18 protein-coding genes are annotated in these 22910 nt (G+C 60.0%); 7 read left to right on the forward strand and 11 right to left on the reverse strand.

The features are described 5' to 3' along the window. Window positions 1–125: 125 nt before the first annotated feature. The 10 genes from AC1Q5O_RS19450 to AC1Q5O_RS19495 all read right to left on the reverse strand — a co-directional run bounded on the left by AC1Q5O_RS19450 (window position 126) and on the right by AC1Q5O_RS19495 (window position 13574). Complete coding sequence (locus tag AC1Q5O_RS19450) at window positions 126–1100, reverse strand: GAF domain-containing protein (protein WP_492565201.1); 975 nt, start codon at window positions 1098–1100, stop codon at window positions 126–128. A 127-nt stretch (window positions 1101–1227) separates the two neighbouring features. Further along, the gene (locus AC1Q5O_RS19455; RefSeq protein ID WP_464664099.1) at window positions 1228–3030 is read right to left on the reverse strand and encodes an NAD(P)/FAD-dependent oxidoreductase; all 1803 of its coding nucleotides are present in this window, start codon (window positions 3028–3030) and stop codon (window positions 1228–1230) included. 75 nt (window positions 3031–3105) lie between these two features. Then, entirely contained in the window at window positions 3106–4182 is a 1077-nt protein-coding gene (locus AC1Q5O_RS19460) for a 2,3-butanediol dehydrogenase (RefSeq protein ID WP_223615257.1), read from the reverse strand. Between the two features lie 255 nt (window positions 4183–4437). Next, window positions 4438–6345, reverse strand: coding sequence for a sigma-54-dependent Fis family transcriptional regulator (locus tag AC1Q5O_RS19465; RefSeq protein WP_492565203.1), 1908 nt, complete (start codon window positions 6343–6345; stop codon window positions 4438–4440). 151 nt (window positions 6346–6496) lie between these two features. Continuing rightward, window positions 6497–7339: an alpha/beta hydrolase family protein gene (locus tag AC1Q5O_RS19470; RefSeq protein ID WP_492565205.1), complete on the reverse strand. Its 843-nt coding sequence runs from the start codon at window positions 7337–7339 to the stop codon at window positions 6497–6499. A gap of 21 nt (window positions 7340–7360) precedes the next feature. Then, window positions 7361–9031 carry a dipeptide ABC transporter ATP-binding protein gene (locus AC1Q5O_RS19475; RefSeq protein WP_492565207.1) on the reverse strand — a complete coding sequence of 557 codons (1671 nt, stop codon included), beginning with the start codon at window positions 9029–9031 and terminating at the stop codon, window positions 7361–7363. Between the two features lie 2 nt (window positions 9032–9033). Then, complete coding sequence (locus AC1Q5O_RS19480) at window positions 9034–9846, reverse strand: ABC transporter permease (RefSeq protein WP_105735270.1); 813 nt, start codon at window positions 9844–9846, stop codon at window positions 9034–9036. After that, window positions 9843–10787 carry an ABC transporter permease gene (locus tag AC1Q5O_RS19485; RefSeq protein ID WP_492565209.1) on the reverse strand — a complete coding sequence of 315 codons (945 nt, stop codon included), beginning with the start codon at window positions 10785–10787 and terminating at the stop codon, window positions 9843–9845. The genes AC1Q5O_RS19480 and AC1Q5O_RS19485 overlap by 4 nt, the downstream gene beginning before the upstream one ends. A gap of 32 nt (window positions 10788–10819) precedes the next feature. Further along, window positions 10820–12361 (reverse strand): ABC transporter substrate-binding protein, encoded by a 1542-nt coding sequence (locus AC1Q5O_RS19490; protein ID WP_492565211.1) that lies wholly within the window; start codon window positions 12359–12361, stop codon window positions 10820–10822. Window positions 12362–12428: 67 nt separating this feature from the next. After that, on the reverse strand, window positions 12429–13574 hold the full coding sequence (locus AC1Q5O_RS19495; RefSeq protein WP_492565213.1) for a C45 family autoproteolytic acyltransferase/hydrolase: 1146 nt from the start codon (window positions 13572–13574) through the stop codon (window positions 12429–12431). Window positions 13575–13685: 111 nt separating this feature from the next. Here AC1Q5O_RS19495 and AC1Q5O_RS19500 point away from each other — a divergent pair, with 111 nt between their 5' ends. The 6 genes from AC1Q5O_RS19500 (at window position 13686) to AC1Q5O_RS19525 (ending at window position 20567) form a co-directional block, all read left to right on the forward strand. Then, window positions 13686–14564, forward strand: coding sequence for a GntR family transcriptional regulator (locus tag AC1Q5O_RS19500; RefSeq protein WP_223615265.1), 879 nt, complete (start codon window positions 13686–13688; stop codon window positions 14562–14564). Window positions 14565–14723: 159 nt separating this feature from the next. After that, entirely contained in the window at window positions 14724–14975 is a 252-nt protein-coding gene (locus AC1Q5O_RS19505; protein WP_223615266.1) for an acyl carrier protein, read from the forward strand. Then, window positions 14975–16147, forward strand: a complete 1173-nt coding sequence (locus AC1Q5O_RS19510) for an acyl-CoA dehydrogenase family protein (protein WP_492565216.1) — start codon at window positions 14975–14977, stop codon at window positions 16145–16147. The genes AC1Q5O_RS19505 and AC1Q5O_RS19510 overlap by 1 nt, the downstream gene beginning before the upstream one ends. Before the next feature lie 6 nt (window positions 16148–16153). Further along, window positions 16154–17062: an amino acid--[acyl-carrier-protein] ligase gene (locus tag AC1Q5O_RS19515; protein WP_464664118.1), complete on the forward strand. Its 909-nt coding sequence runs from the start codon at window positions 16154–16156 to the stop codon at window positions 17060–17062. An 8-nt stretch (window positions 17063–17070) separates the two neighbouring features. Further along, complete coding sequence (locus AC1Q5O_RS19520) at window positions 17071–18081, forward strand: DUF1839 family protein (protein ID WP_492565219.1); 1011 nt, start codon at window positions 17071–17073, stop codon at window positions 18079–18081. Between the two features lie 14 nt (window positions 18082–18095). Next, window positions 18096–20567, forward strand: a complete 2472-nt coding sequence (locus AC1Q5O_RS19525; protein ID WP_492565221.1) for a glycoside hydrolase family 2 protein — start codon at window positions 18096–18098, stop codon at window positions 20565–20567. Window positions 20568–20570: 3 nt separating this feature from the next. On the opposite strand, the gene AC1Q5O_RS19530 is transcribed toward AC1Q5O_RS19525, so the two are convergent. Continuing rightward, window positions 20571–22370: an alpha/beta hydrolase gene (locus tag AC1Q5O_RS19530; protein ID WP_492565223.1), complete on the reverse strand. Its 1800-nt coding sequence runs from the start codon at window positions 22368–22370 to the stop codon at window positions 20571–20573. A gap of 188 nt (window positions 22371–22558) precedes the next feature. Here AC1Q5O_RS19530 and AC1Q5O_RS19535 point away from each other — a divergent pair, with 188 nt between their 5' ends. Continuing rightward, window positions 22559–22861, forward strand: coding sequence for a hypothetical protein (locus AC1Q5O_RS19535; protein ID WP_492565225.1), 303 nt, complete (start codon window positions 22559–22561; stop codon window positions 22859–22861). Window positions 22862–22910 lie beyond the last annotated feature (49 nt).

Consider the following 22910-nt stretch of genomic DNA (forward strand, 5'->3'; position numbering starts at 1 on the left):
CTCCTGCGGCCCAGAGAGGATCGCGCGCGGAGGTGCGGGTGTCATCCCGCATCGACCATGCGGGCGAGCGCATTGTCTCACTTTTGAGACAATTGCCGGTGGCAATCAGCGAATACGCCGCAGCGTCAGTGAATACCGAGTTTCTTCAACTTGCGATGCAGGGTGGCACGCCCCATACCCATCATCGTGGCGGCAACCGAGATATTGCCGTCGGCTTTGGCAAGCACGCGCTGGATGACGCTGCGCTCGGCGGCAGCAAATTCCTGCTCGACATCCATGCTTTGCCCCAGGAGACTGGCCGCCGGCAGCGGCTTGCTCAAGGATTCATCGATGAGACCAAGAACATGCCGGACAGTGCGGGAAGCCCCGATGACAAGGTCGTCTTCATCGACGGCAATCAGCGCGCTGGCACTGCGCTCATAGCTCACATCCGGCCCGAGCTTGGCGAGCATGATCCGCGCCTTGGGAAAGGCCAGACGAAAGTTTTCCGCTTCCACGCGGCGCGCGGCATCAACGACAGCCATGGCGATCAGTTTGACGAAATCTTCCGTGAGGTCGTGACGCGCGGATGATACGTCAATGGCCGCCATCAGGCGCCCGCAATGATCGAAAATGGGCGCAACCGTGCAGGACAAGGCCGTATTGCGGCTGCGGAAATGCTGATCCCGATGAATTGTCAAAGCCCGCTGTTCCGCCAGCGCGGTTCCAATGCCGTTCGTGCCTTCGCGTTCTTCGCTCCACACCGCTCCGGTCCACAAACCAATCTTGCAGAAGGTTGCATCGTCCGAAACGCTGCCGCGGCGGTCAACCGGCACGCCGTCCTTATCCGCCAGGAGCACGCAGCATCCGGCACCGCCAACGGCAGAATAGAGACGGTCCAGCGTCGCCTGCGCGGTGGTGATCAACGATCCCAGCCGTTCGCGGGCGTCCGTCAGTTCCCGTTCGCTCAAAAAATCCGGCGGCGTCCCCTCTTCCGGATTGAGCCCGTAGAGACGCATGGAGCGCCCCCAGGAGGCAACGAGCGCAGATTGCGCAGCGGCACTTCCCAGAAGGGCGGACTGGATGTGTTCCGCATGCTGCCCATCGTACCGCGAAGCCATCGGTCTCCTCCCAAAGTCCAGGCGTCCTGACCCTAGGGTAAGCTAGTTTGCTTTTCGGTCAAGGGTGGGCCGCGGCGGGTGAAGCAGCACGCGGCCACAAATGGCCGCATGCTGCGTTGTTTTCACGCTAGGACAGGTGATGCACCGTCTGAAGACCATAGACCGGTGTCGGAATACCTTCCATGCGGGCCTTCAGCTGGAGCGACAGGTACTGTGAGTAATGGCGTGACTGGTGCAGATTTCCGCCATGGAACCACAAGGCCTGCTGCTGCGTCGGCTTCCACATATTGCGCTGTTCGCCTTCCCACGGTCCCGGATCCTTCGTGGTGTCCGAACCGAGCCCCCAGCACTTTCCGACTTTGTCGGCGACCTCGCGCGAGATCAGGTCCGCCGCCCAGCCGTTCATCGAGCCGTAACCGGTGGCGTAGACAATCAGATCGGCCGGGAGTTCCCGACCATCGTCCAGCACGATACCGCCTTCATTCAGTTCGCGGATATTCACGCCGCTGATCAGCTTGATCTTGCCGTCGGCGATAAGGTCGCAAGCACCGACATCGATGTAATAGCCGGAACCGCGGCGCAGATATTTCATGAACAGTCCGGACTCATCATCACCGAAGTCCAGCATGAAGCCAGCCTTTTCCAGCCGCTCGTAGAAGGCCGCATCCTTCTGACGGATCTTGTCGTAAACCGGCTTCTGGAACTCATGCATGATGCGATAGGGCAGCGAGGCAAAGATCAGATCAGCCTTGCGTGTGGTCATGCCATTGGCGACGGCGCGCTCGGAATAGAGATCGCCCAGGCCGATTTCCATCAGGGAATCGGATTTGACAATGTGGGTCGATGAGCGCTGCAGCATGGTCACGTCAGCGCCTGCTTCCCACAGCGCTGCGCAGATATCGTGGGCGGAATTGTTGGACCCCACAACCACGACTTTCTTGCCCGCATAGGCTTCGGGGCCGGGGTGCTGGGACGAATGCTGCTGCTCGCCCTTGAATACGTCCATTCCCTTGAATTTCGGCCAGTTGGCTTTGCCGGACATGCCGGTTGCGAGGACAAGCTGTTTCGGCCGCAGCGTGATCTCCTTCCCATCCCGCTCGACGATGACAGTCCATTCATTGCGTGCTTCGTCGAACTGTGCCGACTTGCAAACCGTCGAGCTCCAGTAATTCAGCTCCATCACTTTCGTGTACATCTCGAGCCAGTCGCCGATCTTGTCCTTGGGAGCAAAAACCGGCCAGTTATCGGGGAACGGGATGTAGGGCAGATGGTCGTACCAGACCGGATCGTGCAGGCACAAAGACTTGTAGCGCTTGCGCCAGCTGTCCCCCGGCCGCTCGTTCTTTTCGATGATAATGGTTGGTACACCAAGCTGCCGCAACCGGGCCCCGAGGGCGATCCCGCCCTGTCCGCCGCCAATGATGAGGCAATAGGGCTGGACGGAGTAGCCAAGCTCAGCCGCTTCCGTCTCGCGCTTTTCCTTCCAGCTCTTCCGTCCGGGTTCGCTGCCATGCTGCGCACCCATGGGCCGCAGAAAACCCTTTGGTTCCTCATGTCCCTTCAATTCGGACATGGTCGTCAGCAGCGACCATATGCGGCCGTTCTTGAGGCGGATGTGCCCGTATCCCCGCGCCGCGCCGGTATCAAATTCGATCCAGCCCTGGGTGACACCATCATCCTCGGTGGCAACTTCGTTCAGATCCTGCCGCAGGTCATGCGGTTTGATGCGCGCCAGCTGTTCGGTCAGCATCGCACGGATCTGATCATGGCCTTCAAGGGTCTTCAGATTCCATGTGAACGTGACAAGATCACGCCAGTAGCAGTCTTCCTGAAACAGGTTGACTGCCGCTTCAATATCGCCGTTCGCGAAAGCCTTTTCGAGCTTCCCGAGTACCGTTTCAATCTTCTGGTGGGGGCTGTCGTCAAGCATGAAATCTCCTCCATTCTGCCTGCCAATTGTATGAACTCTGTAAGATCGGATGCGGGCCCCTCCAGCCCGCACGACCTATGACGTCAGATCAATCAAGATCTTGAGATGTTTTCCCGCAGGATCGAGCAGGGTATCGAAACCCTCAGTCACCGCTTCATCCAGGGTGATCCGCTTGGTAACGACCTTATGTGCAGGCAAGAGACCAGAACTGATCAGTCTGATGACCCGCGGCCAATAATGCGTCGGGTAGGCCCATGACCCGCGGATATCGATATCCTTGAAGGTGACCTGGAACCAGTCGAGCGGATTTTCATGCGGATGAAGGCCCGTTTGTACCACCACGCCCTGCTTGCGGACGGCATCGGTACAGGCTTTCAAAGCGTGCTCGTTGCCCACGCATTCAATGGCCACATCACAACCGACACCGCCTTCGGTTCTCGACCGGACGATGTCGCCGACCAGCTCGCGCTTCGGGTTGATGGTGATCAAATCCGGCAGGATGCCGACCGCCAGTTCCAGCCGCGTATCGTTGATATCGGAGAGAAACAGCTGCGCGGCACCGGCCGCCCTGGCCGCAAGCAGTGTCAATACGCCAATCGGACCCGCGCCGGTCACAAGGACACTGCTTCCCGCCGTCACCCCGCCGCGATCACAGGCATAAACCGCCACGGCCGCCGGTTCGACCAGCGCCGCTTCCTCGTCGGTCATTTCATCCGGGATGCGCTGCACATTGTATTCATTCAGCAGCGCATATTCCGCCATGCCGCCGGATTGCCAGCTCAACCCGGCCAAGGCCAGATCCGTGCTCAGGTGAAAAAGACCGCGATCGGCAAAATAGTCGCCGGAGCGCGGCATGATCAAAGGCTGGACGGAAACGCGATCGCCCGGTTTAACCGAGGTCACCCCCGCGCCGACCGCTTCAACGACACCACCGAATTCGTGCCCCAAGATCTGCGGCCCGCTGGCCCTGGTGAACGGATGCGGTTCTACCGGAATAAAGATGGGCCCCGACACATATTCGTGCAGGTCCGTTCCGCAAATGCCGACAAACCGGTTGCGGATCAATACCTGCCCGGCCTGCGGCGCCGACGAAGGCGCGTCGATATTTTCAAGACGAAGGTCTTTCGCCGCATGGAAACGCAGTGCTTTCATTCATTCCTCCCGGCCCCGTTTCGCGACAAGGCCTGCCTGTTGTTCGCATCAAGCTTCCAGCAGTGCGATCAACGCACGCAGCTGGTGTGCGAAAGCATTGCAAGGAACGTGCCAGCAGCCGGAGTTTCCTCTATCTGACTGACTTTCAAATGTTTTTGTGACGAAGGACGAATTGGCGACAGCGCGGTTGTTGCAATTTGCCACAGCTGTGGCGCGACGCCCTGCAACAGTTGCAACACCAGGGCAGGCCTGACATCAATGCGCTGCCTTTTGGCGGACGCGGCGCAGCTGCCTGTGTACGGTTGAACGGTCGACACCAAGCAGGCGCGCCGCAGCGGAAATGTTTCCGTCCGTTGCCGCAAGAGCTTCCGTCAACCGGGAGTGTTCATCAGGCTTTTCACGCCCTGCGCTGACCGGATAATTTTGGGCCTGTCGCTGGACGTGCTCGGGAAGATCCGTCAGGTCTACACACCCGTTTTCACAGAGTGCCGCCGCAACATCAAGAACATTGAAAAGTTCGCGGATATTGCCCGGCCAATTGTGCCGCCGCAACGCCAACAGCGCTTCGGCGGAAACGACCGGAGCCGAACCCGTATCCGCCGTGCATTTCTTCAGGATTTCCGCAAGCAGCCAATCAAAATCGCTGCGGTTCCGCAGTGCCGGCAGTGACAGGGTGGCGGCGTTCAGGCGATAGAACAGGTCCTGGCGGAATGTGCCGTTGCGCACGAGTTCGGCAAGGTCGCGGTGGGATGCGGAGAGAATGCGTACATTGACCGGTTTGGCCCGCGATGCGCCGAGAGGCAAAACCTCGCCTTCGGCCAGCACCCGCAGAAGCCGGCTTTGCAGCGCCAAAGGCATGTCACCGATTTCATCGAGAAACAACGTGCCGCCATCGGCTTCCTCGACAAGCCCCTTGCGCCCCTTCGCCAAGGCTCCTGTGAAGGCGCCAGGCGCATAACCAAACAGCTCGCTCTCGATAAGCTGCTCCGGCATGGCGGCACAATTGACGGCAATAAAGCGTCCGCTGGCACCACTGCTGTCATGGATGGCGCGCGCCAGATATTCCTTGCCTGTACCGGTTTCGCCCTGGATCAGAATCGGCAATGACTTGCCGGCAAGCTTTGCCGCCTTTGTCTGCAGCCCAGCCAGATGCGGATCGCCGCCGCTCAACCGGCGCAGCGAGGCGGGGATGCGCTCCTGAACAATCGGTGCACCGCGCGATGGGTAGTGCGGTTCTATCGCATGCGCAAACAGAACATTGCCGTCCCGCGCAAACACCAGCCGGTCTTCGGACGGCCTCGTGCGGGTGAGATTGCCGAGATCGTCGACATCCATATCGAAAAACCGCGATATGGACTGCCCGATCAGATTCGCCGGCTGCCGCCAATCGAGCCCGGACGCGCGTGCCATGATCTTTGCGCCGTCGTGGGTCATGCCGATAATTCGCCCCGCACCGTCGATCGAGATCGCCGCTTCCGGATCGACGTCGAGAAATTCAGGAGAGCGCGAAAAACGCAATACCCACTCATTGCGCGTCTGGGCCATGAGATTGGCAAGCTCGATCCGCCGCGCCGTAGCCGTTACCAGGTGCAGCGCCAAGTTCTGGCTCGTCTTGATTTGCGGCGAACGCAGCAGCGAAATATCAAGCACGGCCGAAAGCTGCCCTTGCGCGTCATAGATGGGCGCGGCGGTGCAGGTCAGCGGTGTGTGGGTGTTGTCAAAATGATCGGTCTGATGAATCGTCAACGGCTCACCTGTCTCCAGGCAGGAGCCAACGGCACAGGTGCCTGCCCGCGCCTCCGACCATTCCGAACCGAGATAGAGACCCGCCTTGCGCAGATTGTTGTCGAACAGCGGATCGCCGAGGAATTCAACGGTGATCCCGTCGCGATCGGAAAGAAGCAGCACGTAGTTCTGACCGGCAACATGACGAAACAGGTTTTCGAGTCCCGACCGCGCGATTGAAATCAACTGCTCCGATTGCTGCCGATGCTCGCGCAACTGGGTTTCGGGAACGATGTAGGCCTCGCATGCCTGTGCCGGGTCCAGCCTGTGCTGCTTGATGCAGCGCAACCAGGATTCAACCACGGTTTCATCACGGTTGGTCGAGCCTCCCAGACTCACCGTCTCGATTTCGCGAATATGGTCCGAATGCAGCGACATGAGATTTTGCCATGCGCCTCCCAGCGCACCGCTCTCCCTTCTTCAGCCAGACCAGTCTGCACGAGTTGGACCAATTGTAAATGCGCGGGGACTTCACAACTCCATGCAACTATAAGTCACAGTGCTGCGCCGCGGCCGGTATACCCCCGACCTATCCCGCACGCCGGTCCGCCAAAATGTCCGCAAGGAAATTCTGAACATGGCCGAGCACCTGCATACGATCGTGCGAAATACCGGGAACAAGATCGAATTTCACGGAGACACCGGCACCTTCAAAGGAGCGCCGAAGGGCCGACAGCCGTTCCGGCCGCGTGCGCCCCGCATCGTTTGCCCCCCGCATCCAGTTTGTACTGCCCTCCGGAATGGTGATTTCCCATGTTTCCAGATCGGCATCGCCGACGACCATATGCATGGGGATACGGGCCAGTTTCTCCCGATCGAAGGTGATGCCAAACCGTTCCTGCAGATTGCGGATACCCACCCACCAGTCCTTGTCCGGATCAAGCAGGGTCACGGAACCGGGCGCGCCGATTGAGGCGGCCCAAAGTTTTTGCGGATGCAATATGGCAAAGCGGTGGGTGAAGTGACCGCCGCCGGAGAACCCGAACATGGCGAACATATCCCAATTCTGCTGGTATTTTGCGGCAACCTCCGCAACCATGTCCAGAAGAAGCAGATCGTAGCGGATATCGCCCTCGATCATGAACTTGTAGCCGCTGCGCGCGTCATCGCCCCGGACGCCGACGGGGAAAACGGGGCAAAGAATGGCGCAGTCGTTCCACCGGCCGAATTCGGCAAAGCCATCGCGGAAATCGAGAAACGATGTGCGTCCTGTACCGTGCACGGCCACCAGAAGATCGACCTTCCCGCCCTTGCCGACGATGGGAGGCACGTAAAGGCAATAATGAAACCGGGGATCGGATTTGCAGGCAAAAATGGCCGTGCAGCCAAGATCATAGATCGCTTGCGCCCGGCTTTCAGATGAAGATGACATGCTATTCCTCACTATAATGATTCAAGGCCGGCCGCCGGCTGATTTCCTGCCAACCCCGTCAAAACGCCATCCCAGTTCGACGCCGCCATTGTCGGTGCTGAACAGAGCGGGAATGGCCTGGAGCAGTTTGCGGGTATAGTCCTGTTGCGGATGATCGAAGATCGCATCACGACTGCCCTCTTCGACGATGACACCGTTGTTCATGACGATGACCCGGTCGGCGATCTGCTCGACCACAGCCAGATCATGGCTGATGAACAGGCACGAGAAGCCGTGCTTTCGCTGCAGCTCGGCGAACAGCTTGAGCACCTGCGCGCGGACTGTCACATCCAGTGCCGAAACCGGCTCGTCGGCGATGACGAATTGCGGCCGCCTGACAACAGCGCGGGCAATGGCCACGCGCTGGCGCTGGCCGCCGGAAAGCTGGTGCGGGAAACGCGTCGCGAACGCTGCAGACAGGCCCACCTCGTCAAGCACCTCCGCAACGCGGGCGCTCTTCTCTTTGCTCGTCAGTTCCGTGGAATGGCGAAGTGCCTCCCCTATCAGGCTGCCTATCGTCATGCGCGGATCAAGCGACGAGTAAGGATCCTGAAACACCATCTGGCAATTGAGCCGGTAATCCGCATAGTCCGCCGCCGATGGCTGGACGGACTTGCCATTGAAGAGTATCTGGCCATCTTTCGGTTCGATCAATCCGGCAATGGTGCGTCCCAGCGTGGTCTTGCCCGATCCCGATCCGCCGACCACCGCAACGACCTCTCCGGGCATCACGCTCAGGCTGACACCGTTCAGAGCCCGCTTGGGCTGCCCCTTGCGCAACAGGCTGCGGCGCGCGGCAAAGTCGACGATAAGGCCGTCAACGGTGATCCTTGCCATGGGCGAAACCTCTACAGCCCTTGCAGGCATGCGGTGCGGCAGGGCGGAAAGCAGTTTGCGGGTATAGGGATGCTGCGGTGCGCGCAGCAGATCCCGGGTATCCCCCTGCTCGACGATTTCGCCCTGCGACATGACCACGACCCGGTCTGAATATTTTGCCACCATCGCCAGATCGTGGCTGATCATGAGAACCGCCGTGTTGTTCTCGCGCGTCAGATCAACCATCAGTTCGAGCACATCGCGCTGGACGACGGCATCCAATGCGGTGGTCGGCTCATCGGCAATCAGCAAGGCCGGTTTGAGCAGCATCACGGCAGCCAGCATGATGCGCTGGCGCATGCCGCCGGAAAAATGATGCGGCATGGCCGCGAGCGCCGTCCGCGGGTCGCTCAGGCCAACCCGGGCCAGCATGTCGACAATCAGCCTGTGGCGCTCCCGTCCCGTCAGCCGCCGGTGCAGCCGCAGCCCTTCTTCCAGCTGGCGGCCGATTGTCATCGACGGATTGAGGGATGTCATCGGCTCTTGAAAAACCATGCCGATCCGGGCACCGCGCAATGCCTGCAGATCGCGCTTGTGCATGCCGCCGATTTCCCGGCCTTCGAAACATATCGTTCCGGCGGTACGCTGCACGGCAGGCGGATTGAGGGCGATGACGGCACGGGCTGCCATCGACTTTCCCGAACCGGACTCGCCGACAATCCCGACGATCTCTCCCGCTTTGACATCGAAGCTGATGGTCTTGAGTATTTTGATTCCCGTGCGTGCCACCTCGAGGGAAAGTCCGCGCACATCGAGCAGTGGTGCGTTCTCCTGCATCGTCAGCCCCTCATCCTTGGATCAAGTTTGTCACGCAGCGCATCGCCGAGAAGATTGATCCCGAGCAGGGTCAGCGAGATGCAGAGGCCCGGAAATATGGCCAGCCACACCGCCTGGGATATGAAGGGCCGCCCGCTCGCCAGCATGTTGCCCCAGGTCGGCGCGGGCGGCGGCACGCCGAGGCCGAGGAAACTGAGCGCGCTTTCGGCAAGCAGCACCCAGCCGAACATCGACGTGGCGAGGACCGTAAGCGGTGCGACACAGTTGGGCAGGATGTGGCGGCCCATGGTATAGGCGTTCGAATTGCCCATGACCCGCGAGGCCTCGATGAATTCCCGCTCGCGCAATGACAGGACGTTGCCGCGGACAATCCGCACGACAGTCGGGGTATAGGCGAGGCCAAGCGCCAGAATGATGCCGTACTTGTTCGCCCCGACAATCGCGAGCAGGCCGAGCGCCAGGAGGATACCGGGGAAGGCGAGCAGCGCGTCATTGAAGGTCATGACGATGCGATCGACCCAGCCGCGGAAATAGCCCGTCAATATCCCGATCAGGGTGCCGGCAGTTACGGCCAGCGCCACGGTGAGCAGGCTTATCCAGAAACTGGTCGCCGCTCCGGCCAGCAGCCGGCTGAGCACATCGCGGCCGAACTCATCCGTCCCCAGCCAATGGGCAGCACTTGGCCCGGCAAGCCTGAGTTTGAAGTTGAGGCCGAGCGGATCATAGGGCGTCCACACCGCCCCCATGAACGCTCCGGCCAGCAATGTTCCAATCAGTGCGCTACCGAGAAGCGCATTGGGAGCGAGATTTCTCATTCGGCAGTCACCCTCGGATCAAATAGGGGATAGAGCAGATCGACAATGAGGTTCACCAGCACGTACACCGTTGCAATGAGCAGAAGGCAGCCCTGGATGACCGGATAGTCCCTGGCGAAAATGGCATCGACAAGCAAACGTCCGAGACCGGGTATAGTGAAAACCGTTTCAACCACGGCGATACCGCCGAGCAGATTGCCGAGGACGATGCCGATCAGGGTCCAGGTCGGGCCAAAGGCATTCTTGAACGCGTGCCGCCAGAGGACCGCGGATTCCGACAGGCCCTTGGCCCGGGCGTGGGTGATGTAATCCAGCTGCATGACTTCCAGCGTCGAGGCGCGCGCCATGCGCAGGATCACGCCGATCTCGTGCAGGAAGAGCGTTACCACCGGCAGGATGATATAGAGCAATCCTTGCGGAAGGTTCTGGGACATCGAGACATAACCCAGCACCGGAAGCCAGCCCAGCTTCAGCCCGAAGAACAACAGCAGGAGCAGCCCCATCCAGAACGCCGGGATGGAAAGCAGGATGGTTGCGCCGCCGACCAGCGCCACGTCCGTCATGCTGTTTTGCCGCCAGGCGGCGATCATCCCCGCCGGCACCGCAACGATGCTCGCCAGGAAAACTGCGATCAGGACGATTTCCGCACTGATGCGCAAGCGCGCCAGTATCAGCGGCAGAACCTCCTGCTGGTTGGTTATCGACCGGCCAAAGTCGCCGTGCATTATATTGCCGAGCCAGATTGCGAACTGGGCGGGAATGGGCTGATCGAGCCCCAGCCTGCCGCGCAGATCCGCAAGACTCGCCGGATCCGCCAGGTCACCCAGCATCAGCGATGCCGGATCACCGGGAATGAGGCGGATGAGAAAGAACACGGACACCGCCACGATGAACAATGTCGGGATCGCAGTGCCAACGCGGGTAATGGCGAACTTCAGCATGCTGACCTCTCGGGCTTACGGGAACACAGCGTCTACTGCTCGAGACCGAGCTCCCAAAGCCGGAGTTTTGCCTGCCAGACAGGCGTGCCCTTCAAGCGCTTGCTGTTGACGGTTTCACCCGTGCCATTGCAGTAAATGATCAAGGGAACATCATGCAGCAGCTTTTTGTGAAGCTCGTCGAAGATGGCCTGCCGCTGCGCCTGATCGGATACTTCCATGGCTTTGGCGATCAGCCCCAGCGCTTCCGGATTGTCCCAGACCTTCCGCGGCTGTTTGTCCTTGGGCCCGGAGAACTGCTCGAAACTCAGAGCCGGATCGAGACGCGCGGAATAGGAGAAGGACATCATCTGGTATTTGCCGGAATTGTAGCGGTCGAGCTGGGTTGACCAGTCGAGGACCTCAATGCGGGCGTTGATGCCGACGGCCTGAAGCATGGCCTGTGCCACCACCGCCGCATCGAAACTCGGTGCGGTGGGACGCTTGTTGGCGATGATGTTGATTTCCTCGCCCTTGTAGCCGGCCTTGGCGAGCAGGTCCGCCACCTTTGCCGGATCAGGGGCAAAGGCTTCTTTCTGGATCTCGCTGTAGTAGCGCGAGCCGGGGAAGATGGCGGAATTGTTGGGACGACCGGTTCCGTTGGTCGCCTGTGCGACGAGGGTGGGAAGATCGAGCGCCGCGGCGATGGCTTGCCGCATCTCCACCTTGGAAAGCAGCGGATCTTTGGTCTGCATCAGGAATGTATGCTTGGATGCTTCCGCTCCCGTCGTTACGGTGAAATTCGCATTGGCTGAAAACTCCGGAATGTCGGTGCTCAGAACCGATGCGACATCCAGCGCGCCGGACAATAGACCGGCTTTCACCGTCGCCGGATCGGGTACGACAAGGAATTTGATTTCCTTGATCAGCGGGCGCTTGGAGCCGACATAGCCATCGGCCTTGTCTCCGCCCGGCGAAACATAGTTTTCAAAGGCGTCGAGGGTGATGTATTCCCCGCGCTTCCAGTTGCCGAACTTGTATGGCCCGGTGCCGATGGGCCTGTCCCAACTGCCATCGTCCTTGACCGACGCCTTCTGCAGGACGGCGGTCATCCCGCAATCCGTGCGCGCCAGCGTATCGAGAAAAATGGCGCTCGGGTGATTGATCTTCATGACCACGGTTTGCGGATCGGGTGTCGTGACCGCGTCCACTTTGAGGCCATTGCGGCCGTCGAATTCCGGCAGGCAGCGCCACTCGGTCTTGGGGTCCATGTAACGGGTCCAGCTCCACAGCACGTCGGCAGCGGTCAACGGCTCTCCGTTGTGAAAGGTAACGCCGGACCTGAGCTTGAACGTGTAGGTCAGCCCATCCGGCGAAAGCTCGAAGCTCTGCGCAAGCAGCGGCCCAACGGAGCCGTCTTCTTTATACCCGACGAGACCCTCCACCGTATGCAGGACCACAGCATCCGTATAGTCGTCGCGGTTGACGCCGGGATTGGAGCTGCGAATGTCAGCCGGAATTGCCGCGGTAATCGACTGGGCGGCGGCAGGCGCCGCGATCAGCCCCAATGCCAATGACATCAAAATAGCATTCTTCATATTCTGAACCCCATTATTCATTCGGGCTTAGGTGCCCGTTGGTTGAAGAAGGAAAGATTTCCGCCCTTTAAGCGGCCGCGACTTGAACCGGGTCCGACCGAAGGCTGTAACGGGTGAAGTTGCGGTTGATGGCCGGCAGGCAGGCAACCTCCATGGTGCCACTGGCGGGATGCATGATGACCATGGCAACCGTGGCCGAAAGGTTCCCTTCGGTGTTCAATCTCGGCGGCCTGCAAACGGCATAGGGCGTCAGGAAGTCATCGAAGAACGCGCGCTTCATATCGGCAATGCCGAGTTTTTCCCCGGCTTCCTCCAGTATCTTGCGCACGCGCCAGTCACGGTACGGGCTTTCCGGCACATGCGGCAGCCCTGTGTCCCGGAGTTTTGAAAGCGCCACGGGGCTCACCCAATGGTTGGCGTGAACAACCAACCCATTGGCCGGCAATATATGGAATACCTCGTCCGGTGCGCACTCAAGGTCGATTGCAAAACCCGCGCCGGTCGAAAGGATCATGTTGTTGGAGCAGGCCTTCGGCGTTCCCGCCACCGCCCGCATCGCAAGGGCGAAATGCTCCTGCTCCAATGCCTTGCGCCGGATCAGCGCAAGGGGGACGCCCTGCTGCCGGTAGTCGCGATCGGATTCAAGATAGTTTGCAGTGATGCAGACGCCGGCGCTGTTCATGCCGTTCCGCGCAAGACCACCCGCTTCGACGAATGTCAGGAAATCCGGGCCGTCCTCCTGCAGAACCCGCAAGACGATGGCCGTCTCGGCGCACTCCGTCTTCCAGTCCCAGTTCTGGCCGTGAATGAGAGTGCCGTCCAGGCTTCTCTCGGGAAGAATGACCGCGCCGGTGCACCCATCATCGATCTCATCTTCCTCGTCCAGCGGCGCGTTCTTTTCCAGACGCGCCTTGGCGATGACTTCGGTGCGCGCATTGATCATGACGATATCGTCGAAAGCAACGCCAGCGCCCTCGGCGATGCCGCGCATCTCCTCGATGTAGTGCGCACCGAAATTCGCGATTTCCCCGGCAAACTCCTCGATAAGCCGCGTCTTTTCGGATGCGCTGTAGCCCAGCTTGGCAAGCTGGTCGCCATACAGCGCAACGCTTTTTTTCACGCGCTCGGGCACCGCAGCACCATATTGGCGCCCACGCTCAAACGGCGTCCCGGAGATGGTTACGAAGGGAAAGGATGTCGGATATGAACTCATCGCTGCGCCTTATAGTGTATTTTGTTTAATTTACGTACACTTTAATACGTAATGATTGCGTGTCAATTGGCTTTTATGCAAAAATAAGCCGCATAGGATATGGAGCCAGGATTGACCGTCAGTGACCTTCAAATAGAAATCGCCCGCCAGATCGTTTCCTTGGCCTCGTCGGAACGCTGGCCCGTCGGGGAGCGCGTGTCGGATTTTGCTTTGGCCAGAAGGCTGGGGGTCTCACGATCGCCGATCCGCTCGGCCCTTGCTCTGCTGGCGAGCCGCGGCGTTCTGGCCCATGCGCCCGGCCGGGGCTATGTCCTGGCTCTCCTGCCCGATGGCAACGGCGATATCGATGGCATCGCGCCCCCATCGGAGCTGGAAGACATCCACAAACGGCTGATGGCTGACCGGGCGACGGGCGCAATACCGATGGAAGTATCAGAGACGCTGCTGGCGGAGCGTTACAGCTCCACACGGGGAACCATTCGCAAAGTCTTGCTGCGGTTTGCCGCCGAAGGCCTGGTCCAGCGCCAGAGGGGCCATGGCTGGGCCTTTGCCGAAAGCCTCGATACCGACCAGGTGGAGGAGGAAAGCTATCAGTTCCGTATGATTCTGGAATGCGGCGCCCTGCGGCATCCGGGCTTCAAGGTGGACAAGGACCATCTTGCTTCCATCCGCGCCGCGCAGGCGGATATCATGCGCATCCCGCCCGCATCGGTTCAGCGCGATCAGTGGTTCAACGTCAATGCGTCGTTCCACGAAGCCCTGGCGGTCTGGTCGGGCAATCGCTTTCTTGTTCAGGCCGTTCGCCAGCAAAACAGCTTGCGGCGCATTACCGAGTATGCCTATTTCGAAAGGCTCCCGCACGAACGCATTCGTCAGGTCTGCATCGAACACATTGCCATTCTCGACGCCCTATCCGAGAACGACGTGATCTTTGCCGAGGCCCTTTTGCGCCGTCACATCGAAGGCGCAAGCCGCTATGAGGTGGAATAACGGGATGCTGGACTTACCAGTCTCGGGTCATAATCAACCCGTTTCTGCCGTGATTCCCAAAAAAACAACCATAACTAGAAATAAAGACTTCAGACGATAGAAACTGCCGACATATTCGCGTATTGCAGACAGCGATAAATATGTGCGGGGGTGCATCCAATGAATGAAGCCATTCGGGAACTTTTGGCTAAGGTAGGCGGTTTGCCGGTCGCGGTCGATCAGATCAGCGATGAAGAAGACCTATACAATGCGGGGTTGTCCTCGTTCGCCTCCGTCCAGCTGATGCTGGGCATCGAGGACACATTCGATATTGAGTTTTCGGACCAGTTCCTCAACCGCAAATCCTTTGCCAGCATCAAGGCTATCGAACGGACAGTGGAAGCGATCCTCAAGAACAATGAGGACGCCTGATGAACGCCGGCGCCGGTAACAGTCTGCAGCAGCGCGCGTCGCGCGTTGCCGCCATCGCCGCCCAGTTCGCCGACAATGTTGATACCGAAGCACGGTTTCCGCGCGAAGCCATCAATGCGATGAAGGCCGAGCATCTGCTTGGTATCCAAGTTCCCGCCGATCTTGGCGGCGAAGCGGCGCAGGTCGAGCAGATCGCGGAAATATGTTCCATTATCGGACAGTCCTGTGCTGCCAGCGCGATGATTTTCGCGATGCACCACATCAAGCTGTCGAGCCTTGTCGAACATGGCCAATCCGCGAAATGGCACCGGGCCTTCATGCACCGGATTGCGGCCGAACAGCTGCTGCTGGCATCCGCTACCACCGAAGGCGGCATTGGCGGCGATTTGCGCAACAGCCTATGCGCCATCGAAATTGACGGCGATACCTGCCGTCTCGAAAAGAATGCGACAGTCATTTCCTACGGCACTGAAGCCGATGCGATCCTGATCACGTCCCGCTCGGGTACGGAGGCCGCATCTTCCGACCAGGTCATGACCGTTTTTGTCAGGGACCAGTATACGCTGGAGAAGACAAACGGCTGGGATACCCTCGGCATGCGCGGCACCTGCTCGGAAGGCTTTGTTTTCCGGGGAACCGGCAGCACGGAACAGATCCTGCCCCACCCTTTCGCGGAAATAGCGGCGCAGTCCATGCTGGCCATGGCACACCTCCTCTGGAGCGCGCTCTGGTACGGCATTGCAGTCGATGCCGTAACCCGGGCGCAGTCCTTCGTCAGGGCGGCGGCCAAGCGTACGCCCGGCGTTCAGCAGCCGGGAGCATTGCGTGTCGCCGAAGCGTCGAACATGCTGCAGATGCTGAAGTCCGAAATCGTCGCCTGCCTCAATACCTACCGGCATGCCAAGGACGATAGCGACAAGCTCGCCTCGATGGGCTTTGCCATTACGATGAACAACCTCAAGGTTGGCGCATCGCAATCCATTCTCCAGATCATCAATCATGCCATGCTCGTCTGCGGCATCATGGGTTACAAGAACGGAACACCCTACAGCCTCGGCCGGCATTTGCGCGATGCCAATTCGGCACAGCTCATGGTCTCCAATGAGCGCATTCTTGGCAACACGGCCACGATGCTGCTCATCCACAAACAGAACACCAGTCTCTTGGGGTAACACGGCATGGACGCTCAAATATCTTTTCTCGACCGCCTGTTTTCGGCTGGTCTCCTGCTCGATACCGGCGTTGACGGTCTTTATGGACGCAGCGGCCGTTTCGAGGACGTCATTGCCGCGTTCGAGCGGCTGATTGACCGCACCGGCGGCAGCGATGGTGCCGAAGCCATACGCTTCCCGCCCGGGATGAACCGCGCCATCTTCGAAAAAAGCGGCTACATGAAGAGTTTCCCGCAATTGGCCGGAACCATCCACAGTTTCTGCGGATGCGAGCTTGATCATGTCAATCTCATCCAGTGCATGGATGCCGGCAAAGACTGGACGAAAGAACAGCAAGCGACCGATATCGTGCTGACGCCGGCCGCCTGCTATCCGCTCTATCCCGTTGTGGCACAGCGCGGCGACCTGCCGGCAGATGGCGGACTGTTCGACCTGCAGTCCTATTGCTTCCGGCACGAACCGTCAAAAGACCCGGCGCGCCAGCAGATGTTCCGCATGCGTGAATATGTCCGCATGGGCAAGGCCGACGACGTGACGGAATTCCGCCAGCTCTGGATCGAGCGCGGCACGGACATCATGCAGCGGGTAGGCCTTCCCGTTCACATCGACGTTGCCAACGATCCGTTCTTTGGCCGCGCCGGGCGCATGCTGGTCAACAATCAGCGCGATCAGAACCTGAAATTCGAACTGCTTATCCCGATCACATCGACCGAGAATCCGACCGCCTGCATGAGCTTCAACTATCATCAGGATCATTTCGGCACGAAATGGGGCATTCAATTCGCTGATGGCACGACCGCCCATACTGCCTGTGTCGGATTTGGCCTGGAGCGGATTGCGCTCGCCCTGTTCCACCACCATGGCCTCGACATCGAAGCCTGGCCGGAACAGGTTCGCCAGGAATTGTGGGGCTGACCGGCGGCATGCAAGCTGTTTTCCCCCATATCGATCCGCAGACCTACCGGCCGCATGCCCTGCATGCGCAGGACCGGATTTGGCCGGAGACCAACTGCTACGTTGATCTGTGGATCGAGGTTCTTGCTGCACAGAACCTGCCGCCGGAAGCAATGCTGGGCTTCACCCTGAATCAGGACTTTGAAGGCGATCAGTTTACCTTTTTCAAGGTGCCGCTGGAGGATCTGGAGACGCTTTATGGCATTCGCGTCGGCGAGCTTGCTATCTTTGACACGGTGGAAAGCCACGTGGCCGCGCAGATGGCACGGGGCCACCTCACCCTCGTGGAGATGGACAGCTATTTCATGCCGGACACCCATGGGGTGGGCTACCGCAGCGAGCACGGCAAGACGACGGTTGCCATCAACCGCATGGATACGCAAAACCGCAGCCTCGATTATTTCCACAATGGCGGCTTCTTCCGCCTGGACGGCGACGATTTTGACGGCCTGTTCCAGCGTCATCTGACTGATGAGGACATGCCGTTCCTGCCCTACACGGAATTTGCAAAATTCCCGGATCAGCCAGCCGATGCCGCGTCCATACGCGCGAAATCCGCACGTCTGCTGCCCGGCCATTTCGCCCGCCGGCCCGCAGCAAATCCCATTCGTGCGTTCATGGATGTGTTTCCGCTGCAGGCCGAGGCCGTGGCGGAACGGCCCTTTGCGTTCTTCCACAAATACGCCTTCAACACGATGCGCCAGCTGGGCGCCAACTTCGAGCTTGCCGCCAGTCATCTCGCATGGCTGCGCCCGGATGGGGCCTTTGCTGCGGCGGCAAATGATGCGATCCGTATTGCCGAGGTCGCCAAGGCGGCACAGTTCCAGCTTGCCCGTGCCGTCACGCGCAAGAAATTTGCCCCGCTGGCGGATGCGCTCCTTCCAGCCGCCGATGCATGGGACAGCATGATGGATATTCTGGCTTCGGAACTCGGCCATCCCAAAGTGCACGCCGCTGCCGAAAGCCGCGTGGACGCTTGACGCGGATGGAGAGCGTGCCGCTGCCGATCCGTAACGAGGGTGGTCAACTTCTCGGCGATGCGTGGCACCTCATCCTGACAGCATCGGGCGAAGCAGCCGGGCCGGATCAGGTGCGCCGCGAAGGCGCTTTGCCTAATGTCCCGGTACCCGGCACAGTGGCGGAAGCCCTGGAACAGGCCGGCCGGTTTGAACGTGGCGCTCCCTTTCCGCTCAATCAACAGGACGCCTGGTATATCAGGGCATTCGGCGACGAACCGGCGGGAACGGCCATTCTCCGTTTCGAAGGGCTGGCGACAATCGCTGAAGTCTATTGGAACGGCAGCCGCATTCTGCAGTCCGGCAATATGTTCCTGTCGTCGGATGTTGCAGTCGAATTGACCGGCAGGGACGAGCTTGCCATATGTTTTCGCGCATTGGCGCCTCTTCTCAACCGGAAGGGGCCCCGCGCACGCTGGCGCACGCAACTGATGAACGAACAGGGCCTGCGTCTGCTGCGGACCACGCCTCTCGGCTACATGCCCGGCTGGTGTCCCGAAATTCATCCGGCAGGTCCATGGCGCCCGGTAAGGCTGTTGCGGCCGGACTCCGAGCCGATAGCGGATATTGACATCCACAGCGAATTGACCCGCGGTGGCGACGGCGTTCTCAACGTGAGTTTTGCCTGGTCGGGCCCGTTCGAACACCCCGTGGTGGAATGTGCCGGCTGCAGCATCGAAGCCGTTCTGAACGATGACGGCCGCTGGCATGCGTGTCTTGATTTACCCGGCGTGACCCAGTGGTGGCCTCACACGCACGGTTCGCCGGTCCTGCATGACGTCGTGCTACGTGCCGGGGATGAAACATATCGGCTGGGGCGCACCGGCTTCAGGAGCCTGGAGATCGACCGGGGTGAGGACAGCCAGGGCTTTGCCATGATCGTGAACGGCAAGCGCATTTTCTGCCGGGGCGCGGTCTGGAGCTCAGCCGACATTGTCCGCCTGCCGGGCAAGCGCGAGGATTACGCAGTCTGGCTGCGCCTCGCCGCAGAAGCCGGAATGAACATGATCCGTATCAGCGGCATTACGGTCTACGAAAGCAATGATTTCTTCGATCTGTGCGACGAACTCGGCATCTTGGTCTGGCAGGATTTCATGTTCGCCAATTTCGATTATCCGGTGAAGGATGCCGAATTCGCGGCGCAGGTCGACGCGGAAGCCCGGCAATTGCTCAAGAGAACACGCGGGGCCCCTTCCCTGGCGGTCCTGAGCGGTGGCAGCGAAATCTACCAGCAGGGCTCCATGCTGGGCCTGCCGGAAACCGTTTGGAAAGGGCCGCTGACCGAGGAAATCCTGCCGTCCCTGTCACGCAGTCTGCGTCCCGACGTGCCGTACGTTGCCAATTCGCCATGCGACGGTGCGCTGCCCTTTATCGCCAATGCCGGCGTCAGCCACTATTACGGCGTCAGCGCCTATTGCCGACCGCTGGAGGATGCGCGCCGCGCCAATGTCCGCTTCGCCACGGAATGCCTGGCGTTTTCCAACGTTCCGGAAGCCCGCACATTGACGGCGCACCTGAACGTGCCTGCGGTCCACCATCCCCGCTGGAAGGCAAGGGTACCCCGCGACAGCGGTGTATCCTGGGACTTCGAGGATGTGCGGGAGGCCTATCTCGCCATGCTGTACGGCTTCGACCCGACGACACTGCGCCGCGAAGACATGCCGTCCTACCTGCACCTGTCCCGGGCAGTCACGGCCGAAGTGATGGAAGCCACCTTTGCCGAATGGCGGCGGCCGGGTAGCAGCTGCTGGGGCGGGCTGGTCTGGATGCTGCAGGATCTCTTGCCAGGGGCGGGCTGGGGCGTCATCGACAGCACCGGCGAGCCGAAGGCGGCATGGTACGGCTTGAAACGCGCCTGGCGTCCGGTCAATCTCACCCTCACTGATGAGGGCGTCAATGGTCTTGCGCTTCACATCGTCAATGAACGGCCGGAGGGATTGGAAGCGTTCGTGGAGATCACGTGCCTGCGCGCCGGGAAACAGCCCGTTGTATCGGGCCGCCGTGACCTGACGCTCGAATCGGGTCAATCATTGACGCTCGCAGCGACGGATCTGTTCGGTGCCTTCTTTGACACAACCTATGCCTATCGCTTTGGCCCGGTTTCCCATGACGTGACCGTGGCCCGCTTGAAAGACCCGCAGTCCGGCAGGGTTCTCGCCGAGGCTTTCCATTTTCCGCAAGGCCGGACGAAAGCCTTCCATGAGGCGGCAGTCGAAACCGCCCTTACCCTGGAGGGCAATGTCTGGTTCCTTGAGCTGACCACGCCCGTGCTCGCCCAGTCAGTCCATGTGGATATCGAGGGCTACCGCCCCGATGACAACTGGTTTCATCTGGCGCCTGGCGAGACCAGGCGGCTCGAATTGATCCCGCGTGACGGCACTGCGCTTTCAGCCCGCCCAGCCGGCGAAATCCGCATTGCCGGAAGTCCTCGCACCGTCTGGTTTGAGTGATCGTCAGCCCGGAAAACGCAGCGCCATCCGTTCGAGCGCGTCAATATAGATATCGCGGGCGTGCTGCGGTGTGAGATTGTGATCCGCATCGGTGATCTTCTTGACCGACACATTGGGATACCCGGCAATCCTGCCTTCCCGCGCATCAAAATAGTAGCCGAAATATTCAAGTCCGGGATCCCGGTAGCTGTAGAGCAGTTCAACGGGACTCTGCCTGTCCTTCAACACGCCGAATGCCTTGTAGACGGCCCGGCCTTCTATCGTCCGGCCGCGAAGCAGATGCCGCGCCCGTTTGGCAATGCGCCGGCCCATTCCTCCGGCAACGTTTCGGGCGATGCCGACAAAATCCAGTTCGCCGCGGACGAGACGTTTGAATGTCGAGGCGCGCAACAGCCGGCTGCCATATTCTTCCAGGGTTCGGCTGCCTTCCCGCACGGCCTCATCGACTGAACGTCCCGGTTCCCAGTAAAAGGTAATGGGATTGACGAGGACCGCACCGGAAAGCCGCGGATCAGCAACGATGCTCTGAAACCCGAGATAGGCGCCACTGCAGCGGCCTGCAGCGATGATCGCCGCAGTGCCGAGGCCATTGAGAAAAGACAGCGCTTCGGCAACGTCAGCATTCTGCGCATCATGATAGAGCACTTGGTCGGGAACGCCGGGGACTGGCGGACTATCGGACGCATTGGCCGTATCAAACCGGAGCGAGGCGACGCCGCGCCGTGCCAGCGCGCGCGCTATGGTGACAATCGTGCGCCCCCATCCCGCATGCCGGTCATAGGCAGAGGTCAGGAACAGCACTGTCGCCCCGCGCCGTGTGCCTTGCGGCTCACACAACACGCCATAGAGCCGATCACCACGACCGAAACGCAGCGGGGTTTCCGCAAAACCATCGCCCTGCAACGTCCCGGCTTTCACGTCCTGAACGACAAGTGCGCGGGCCTCGATGGGCGGGGAGCGTCCGGCAACACCCGCGGCCCAATCGACAATGCGGTCGGCAACGGCGAGCGGCAGCTGCGAGATGACAGGATTGGAAACCAGTTTGTCATAGCTGGTGTAGTCCTCGGTCACCGTATCCATGCCGAGCTGGCTGAGATGCGCCGCGAACTCCCGGTCGGACGGTCGGTCCACCCGCACCAAAACCAGACATTCCGCTGCAATCTTGCTGCCAAGTGTCATCAGGTTTGCCCGGCGCAATCCTTCCGCCACTTCCGCAGGCAGTTTCAACGAGGCAATCGACACGCCAGTTTTGTCGCGCTGGGCTTCCGGCAAGCCAAGGTCGGCGTCAACCATGCCAGACCAGATCGCCAGTTCACGCGTATAGTGCCGGCCTGAAACAACCGGCGCCATGAACGCAATGGCTTCGAGCCCGTCCATTCGAGCCGCTGCATCGGCGGCGACAACGCAACCCAATCCCTGGCTCAAAACGATGATGCGCTGGCAGCCCGAGAGGTCCTTCAACAGCCCCGCCCCGGCCACAAGCGCGTCACTCCAGACCGCCAGTCCCCTGGAAAAGTCGCCATCATCCAGCGCGTCACCGGTTCCCGGCCAATCGAAGCGGAAGGACGGGATGCCCGTCTCAGCCAGTTTCTCCGCAATGATGCGCCAGAATTTGTGGGTGCACAGTTCTTCCAGCCCCCACGGGCTGGCGAAAAGCACCGCCGTACTGCCCGGATGATCCGCATCAGCCCTTTGAAAAAGTCCAATCGTCCGATTGAAAACAATAGGCTGCGCTGCCGCCCGCCCCCCTATCCTTATTGCGTCCGCAAGTTCCCCGGACTGGATATGGATTTCCTTGTTCATGGTCCGCCTCGCCCCCGATGCTGAAGGAACTGATCTAGCAGAGGAACAGGGGCAATGGCCACCGGCCCTTTCCATCCAGGTTACCAAACGCATAAGAATTCAACCTGCTGCACGCGAGAGCCAACAGCCGTAGTGACAATCGGCCGGAGTCTCCATTAACATCGCGCTGGATTACCTTGGGGTGGCCAATGGTTGAATCAGGTCGTTTTCCTGCTTCGCACCGGATGCCGCTGACCCGTATATTGACATCGCGGGAGAAAAGCATGGCCTCTTATAAATATGGAAAGTACCTGCTGAGATACGAGAGTGATCAGTTTGACAAAGAATTCGAACCCGGATCGATCCCCTACAATTCCGGTATATACCGCTGCAAAAACTGCGGTGAGGAAATAGCTGCAACAGAAGGCGTACCGCTGCCGGCTCAACACCGGCACTCGAATAACCTGCCAATCGTCTGGCAATTGCTCGTCTATGCGGCTCCGAGAGACTGAATATCCGGACATTACAAGAGCTGGCGGCGTTCCCGTTCCATCGCCGCCC

The sequence above is a fragment of the Phyllobacterium sp. MT110 genome (genome assembly GCF_058792715.1).